We start from the raw sequence: 6,351 nt of genomic DNA, 5'->3' as shown, positions 1-6,351 counted from the left end.
AAGATACTTTATATCCCGTTGTATTTAACGGTATACTATCTACATTATTTTTAGGACTTACTATATGTAATACATATTTAAAATCTTCTTGTCCTTCATCAAACGGTTTATCATAAACTAATTTTTGATTAATTATTTCAGGCTCAAAACTAAGTTTCAATTTTTTTTCATTATATTTTTCAATATAATTTTCAAGTTTATTATAGTATATATTAATATCATTTATTTTAGGTATAAATATTTCATTCATTTCTCTCAAGTTTTGTGTATTAAGTATAAAATAAAGTGATATTGTAGTTATTGATGTAATAAATATAAATACTAAACCAAAAGTTAGTGTTATTCTTTTTTTAATTCCTAAATTATTTATATTTTTATTTAAAAACAAAACCTATACCTCTTTTAGTATGTATGAATTTTCTTTCATAAGGCTTATCAATTTTATCTCTTAGATATTTTATATATAAATCTAAAATATTATTATTTCCAATTTGATCAAATCCCCACACTTCTTCAAGAATATGATCTCTATTTAAAACTATACCTTTATTTAAAACCAAATAGTCTAATAATTCAAATTCTTTTTTAGAAAGTGGTATTTGTTCACCATTTCTAAATACTTCATAAGCAGTATATGATATTCTTAAATCTTCAAATATAAAATCTTCTTTTTTTCACTTTTCTTCTTAGTACGTCTTATTAAAGCTTTTATTCTTGCTATTAATTCATCCATAGAAAAAGGTTTAGTCATATAATCATCTGCACCATAATCAAAAGATACAACTTTATCTGTAACTTGATCTTTAGCAGTTAAAAAAATTATAGGTACATCTGAATCTTCTCTAATTCTTTTACATACTTCATAACCATTCATTTTAGGTAACATAACATCTAAAACTATTAAATCAAAATGATTATACTTAGCTGTTAAAAGTCCTTCTTTACCGTCTTCTTTAATTTCTACTTCATATCCTTCAAATTTAAGTTCCATCTCTATAAGTTTTGCAATTTTTTCATCATCTTCAACTATTAGAATTTTCTCTTTCATATACATTCCTTTCCGATTAAAAATCTTTAGAACAAGATTGACATGCACTTTTAGGCACAAATCCATCATTTGCCTGAGTTGTTTCTGATATATCGATATCAGTATCTGATACTCCTTCAGGTAATTTAACTCTTAATAAATCAAGAGGTCCCATTTCTATATCTGTTTCTAATATAGCTATAGTATTAGGATGAACAATTTCTTCATATTCTTCAGTTTTAATATTAAAGAAATGTTCGACTCTAAATTTAATAGGGTCACAATGAGGCCTAATTAGTTCTAGTTCTACCTCAGGAGCAATTATTCTGTTTCTAACTTGTATTTTATACTTATTTTTATCAACTTTTTCTATTACATTACCTACTAATTGATAAGTTTGCGAATATGAAGAACTTGTATTATAGTTTTGATCAAATTCATTACTTGACCCAAAATAAAATCCTGGAGAATACAGTCTATGACTTATAGTTTGAAGTTCATATAACCATTTTGGATCATATTTATAATTTCCAGAATAATATGAATCAAGAGCTTCTCTATATTGTTTAGTAACCGTTGAATTATAGTAAATACTTTTCATACGACCTTCTATTTTTAATGAATCTACTCCTGCTTCTAATATTTTTTCTATAAATTCTATCGTACATAAATCTTTTGCATTAAATATAAAAGTGCCACCCTCATCTTCAATTATATCATGAGCTCCTGTTTCTTCATGGCCTTCAGCTATTACTTTATAATTCCATCTACAATCTTGAGCACATATTCCACGGTTAGCATCTCTCGAAGTAAAATAATTACTTAATAGACATCTTCCAGAAACAGCCATACACATAGCTCCATGTATAAATACTTCAAGCTCCATATCTGGCACTTTTTCTTTAATTTGTTTTATTTCATGTAAAGACATTTCACGTGCTAAAACTACTCTTGAAACTCCCATATCTTTATATGCTTTAACAGTCATCCAATTGGTAGCATTTGCTTGTGTGCTGACATGTATTTCCATATTAGGTGCATGTTCTCTTACTTGTTGTATTATTCCCAAATCTCCAACTATAACTGCATCAACTTTAACTTCATCTAAAAATTTTATAAATTTAGGTATATAATTTACTTCTTGATTATGAGCAAATATATTTAATGTAACGTATACCTTTTTACCAATAGAATGAGCATATTCCACAGCTTTAGTTAATTCTCTATCTGAAAAATTTGCAGACATTCCTCTCAAATTAAATCCTCTACCACCTATATATACAGCATCTGCACCAAAATGAAAAGCTTCCATTAATTTTTCCATATTTCCAGCAGGTGCTAATAATTCTGCTTTTTTTGTTATTTTTTTCAATCTTCTTCTCCTTTAAAGTACATCTTTTCCTCTTCATGAGTAGGATTTTTAAATTTTTGTATAGGTTTATCAAAAAATAATAAATTTTTCCCTATACTACCACTTCTATTTTTAGCTAATATTAATTCTATTCTAGTTAAAAGCTTATTGTTATCTTCATCAGGATTTTTCTGATTATTATAATAGTCTTTACTACTTAAAAACATAACTTGATCGGCATCTTGTTCAATAGAACCTGATTCTCTCAAATCAGATAACATCGGCGTTTTATCTTCACGACTTTCAACTCTTCTAGATAACTGAGAAAGAGCTATAATAGGGACGTTTAATTCTTTAGAAAGAAGTTTAAGTCCTCTTGAAATTTCAGAAATTTCTTGTTCTCTATTCCCTTTATTTGTTGTACCTGAAATAAGTTGTAAATAATCAATTATTATTAAATCAATATTTTTTTATTTTCTTTGTAATAATCTTGCTTTATTTTTTATAGCAGTTATTGTAGGTGTAGCTGATGCATCTATATATATTTCAAGAGTAGATAAGCTTTCACGAGCTATAAGAAGTCTATTAATCATTTCTTTATTATTAAAGTCAAAGTGACTTCTTTGTATATTTTTAAGTTCTACTTCTGATTCAGCCGCTAATAATCTATTATATAATTCTTCTTCACCCATCTCTAAACTAAATATTAAAACACGTTTATTTTGTTTAGCTACATTTAATGCTATATTTAAAGAAAATGCAGTTTTCCCCATAGCAGGACGTGCTGCAAGTATTAAAAGTGTCGCAGGTCTTAAACCATTTGTAATTTCATCATACCTAATAAATTTAGTTTTTGGATAATCAGCTATATGATTATTTTTATCATTTCTTTCATAATCTCTAGCAACTAATTCTGATAGTTTAATTATATCATCTCCACTAGCTTCTTCATCAATTTGACTAACAGCTACTTGAACTTCTTCTAATAAATCCGTCGAATTTTTTTTATTATCATATATACTTTTAGAAATTCCTTTTGAAACATTCAAAAGTTTACGTTTTTTAGAATATTCTTTAAATATTTCAATATATGCCTCTATATTTGCAGATGTATATGAACTCGCTACTAATTCATTCAAATATTCAACACCGCCAACTATATCAAATACATTATCTTCTTTTAAACTTTCTATCAAAATATTTAAATCTAAATTAATCTTTGAATATTTATCACGTCTTTTTAAAATACTTTCATATATTAATTGATTAAAATTAAAATAAAAATCAGAACTATTAATTCTATCACTTATACTATATATTATATTAGGATCTATCAAGATAGAACCTAATATAGATTTTTCTATTTCTAAGCTATGTAAAGAATTTTCAGTTAAATCCATTTCATTCATATTAAACACCTTTAACTATTACTTTTACATTTGCTTTTACATCAGCATATAATTTAATTTCAACTATATGTTCTCCTAATGATTTAATACGTGCATCATTACCCATTTTTTTCTTATCAACTGTAATATCCAATTGTTCTTTTATAGCTTCTTCTATTTCCTTGCTACCTATTGAACCAAATAGTTTATTATCTTTCCCCATTTTAACTTCAAGAATTATAGGTTTAGATTCTAATTCTTTTTTCAAGTCATTTGCATTACTTGTTTCCTTTTCTTTTGTTTTTTCAACCTTAGCCTTTTTATTTTCTAATTTTTTTATATTTTCAGGAGTTGCAGGTATTCCTTTCTTTTGAGCATATAAAAAGTTGTTTGCATATCCATCTTTAACTTCTACTATTTCATCTTTTTTACCTACACCTTTAATTGTTTCTGTTAATATTACTTTTACTTTCATTTTTCCTCCTAAACTTCTACGGCATCAAATACACTTATTAGACGATTTTTTATATTTTCATCTAAAAAATTCGTTTCTTCTATTTTTTCTGGTATTAAATTAACATTTATTCCATATTTATCGTAAATTGCTTTTTCAATAAAATCTATAGTGTTGGGATTATTTAAAACATTAATCAATCCCTTATTATTTACAGATATAGATATATTATTATTTTCTATATTAACACTCGTTTGATTTAAAAGACAATAAAATTTATATCTTCCTTCTTTTTCTAAATACGAAATAAACTCATTCCAATTATCTTCATTAAATTGCTTCAATGGTATATTTTTTTTCTCATTATATTTAACTACTTGTGGAACAACAATTTCTTTTTCTTTTTTTAAAATTTTATTTATTATCAAATATGAAATTAATCTTTTATCTTCTTCATTTCTAAATTTATTTAATAAATCATAAATATTAGAAATTATCTTAATTTTTAAATCAATATCAGTATCTGACATTTTTATATACCTACAAAAATCTTTAAGAAATTGATCTATCTGTATTCCATTATTCCATAATTCATCAATTTGTTCTATTATTTTTTCTTTTTTAGCTTCTTTAATATTTTCTAAAAATTCTTTATGAATCATACTAGAAACAAGTCCTAAAGCTTTTTCAGTTAATTCTAAAGTTATTTCATCCAAATGATAATAATTTGATATCACTTGCTCAAATATGGAAAATGAATCTCTGGCTGAACCTTCTGATTTTTGGTATATCAAATTTAAAGATTCTTCATCAATTTTTATATTTTCTTTTTCAGCTACAGATTTAAGCATTTCTACTATATTTTGCTTACTTAAAGTTTTAAAATCATATCTTTGACATCTAGAAATTACTGTATCTGGGATTTTTTCTATTTCTGTAGTTGCAAGTATAAATAATATATGTTGTGGTGGTTCTTCTAATATTTTTAAAAGTGCATTAAAAGCTTCTTTAGTCAACATATGTACTTCATCAATTATATATATTTTTTTTCTACATTTAACTGGTAGGTATCCTGTACTTTCCTTAAGATCTCTTATTTCATCAATACCACGATTAGAAGCAGCATCAATTTCAATAATATCGATTGAACTACCATTTACTATTTCTTTACAATTATCACACTCATTACAAGGAATAGAACTTGGACCATTATTTAAACAATTTATACCCTTTGCAATAAGTCTTGCAATAGTTGTTTTACCAACACCACGTGGACCATTAAAAAGATAAGCGTGAGACATTTTATTGTTATCTAAACTATTTTTTATCGCTTCAACTATATGTTCTTGACCATAAAGTTGTTCAAAATTTTGTGGTCTGTATTTTCTATATAAGGTTATATTTTCCATGTTCCTCCTTTCAATTTTCTCATCATATATTAATATTAATTATACTACAAATATCTAGTATTTGTCTAGCATATCGAAGTTTAAAATAACTTCATCTAAATCCTTAAATATATATTTTGCTTTCTCTTTCATTTCTGTATTTGGTTCTAAAATATCAGGTATCATTATACCTTTTGCACCAGAACTATGTGCAGCCCTAATTCCATTAAAAGAATCTTCTAAAATTATTGTTTCATCTTTTTTAACATTAAAATGATTTATTACTTTATTAAAAATTTCTGGATTAGGTTTACTTTCTTTTATATCTTCTCCTGAAATTATATATTCAAAATATTTTAAAAGATCTGTTTTTTCTAAATAAAGATTTATTTTATCTCTATCATTAGAAGAAGCAAGTGCAATTTTTATTTCTTTTTCTTTTAAAAATCTCAATAAATTTTCAGCCCCTTTTTTTGTTTTCATAGTTCCTTCTTCAGCACTCTTTTTGAAAATATCCAATAATTTATTTTTAGCTATTTCAAGATCAATCTCAGGAAACAATGTTGTAAAATATTTTACAAATGCTTTTTCATTTTGTCCTACAATTTTAGTCATATCATCTAACGCTATACTTATACCTTGTTCTGCTAAAATTTTAGGAAATTCTTTTAAATAAATTTGTTCTGTATCAACAAGTAATCCATCCATATCAAATATTGCAAGTTTTATCATTATAATACCAC

General features: G+C 25.2%; 7 protein-coding genes and 1 pseudogene. All 8 read right to left on the bottom strand.

The genetic code is table 11. The features are described 5' to 3' along the window. Nucleotides 1–388, bottom strand: a 388-nt coding sequence (locus tag ACWYO2_RS04545; protein ID WP_455515308.1) for a hypothetical protein, incomplete at its 3' end; no start/stop codon positions are given. Beyond that, nucleotides 375–560: a winged helix-turn-helix domain-containing protein gene (locus ACWYO2_RS04540; protein WP_455515307.1), complete on the bottom strand. Its 186-nt coding sequence runs from the start codon at nt 558–560 to the stop codon at nt 375–377. The genes ACWYO2_RS04540 and ACWYO2_RS04545, both read right to left, overlap by 14 nt. 83 nt (nt 561–643) lie before the next feature. Continuing rightward, a complete protein-coding gene (locus ACWYO2_RS04535; RefSeq protein ID WP_455515306.1) occupies nt 644–1,048 on the bottom strand; it encodes a response regulator transcription factor in 405 nt (134 codons plus the stop codon). Nucleotides 1,049–1,064: 16 nt separating this feature from the next. After that, a complete protein-coding gene (locus ACWYO2_RS04530; protein ID WP_455515309.1) occupies nt 1,065–2,351 on the bottom strand; it encodes a peptidase U32 family protein in 1,287 nt (428 codons plus the stop codon). Between the two features lie 44 nt (nt 2,352–2,395). Beyond that, nucleotides 2,396–3,778: pseudogene (gene dnaB / locus ACWYO2_RS04525) on the bottom strand (replicative DNA helicase). Nucleotides 3,779–3,788: 10 nt separating this feature from the next. Continuing rightward, nucleotides 3,789–4,241, bottom strand: coding sequence for a 50S ribosomal protein L9 (gene rplI / locus ACWYO2_RS04520; protein ID WP_455515305.1), 453 nt, complete (start codon nt 4,239–4,241; stop codon nt 3,789–3,791). A gap of 8 nt (nt 4,242–4,249) precedes the next feature. Continuing rightward, entirely contained in the window at nt 4,250–5,629 is a 1,380-nt protein-coding gene (gene dnaX / locus ACWYO2_RS04515; RefSeq protein ID WP_455515304.1) for a DNA polymerase III subunit gamma/tau, read from the bottom strand. Between the two features lie 54 nt (nt 5,630–5,683). Continuing rightward, the coding region (locus ACWYO2_RS04510; RefSeq protein ID WP_455515303.1) for an HAD family hydrolase at nt 5,684–6,351 on the bottom strand (668 nt) is incomplete at its 5' end.

The sequence above is a fragment of the Pseudostreptobacillus sp. genome (genome assembly GCF_977040545.1).
Note: the sequence above shows the minus strand (reverse complement) of the source record. Positions and strands in the feature narration are given on the sequence as shown.

Coding starts and splice junctions, on each gene's coding strand:
- ACWYO2_RS04535 (WP_455515306.1), bottom strand. CDS start 1,048: ATGAAAGAGAAAATTCTAATAGTTGAAGATGATGAAAAAATTGCAAAA.
- ACWYO2_RS04530 (WP_455515309.1), bottom strand. CDS start 2,351: ATGGAAAAATTAATGGAAGCTTTTCATTTTGGTGCAGATGCTGTATAT.
- rplI (WP_455515305.1), bottom strand. CDS start 4,241: ATGAAAGTAAAAGTAATATTAACAGAAACAATTAAAGGTGTAGGTAAA.
- dnaX (WP_455515304.1), bottom strand. CDS start 5,629: ATGGAAAATATAACCTTATATAGAAAATACAGACCACAAAATTTTGAA.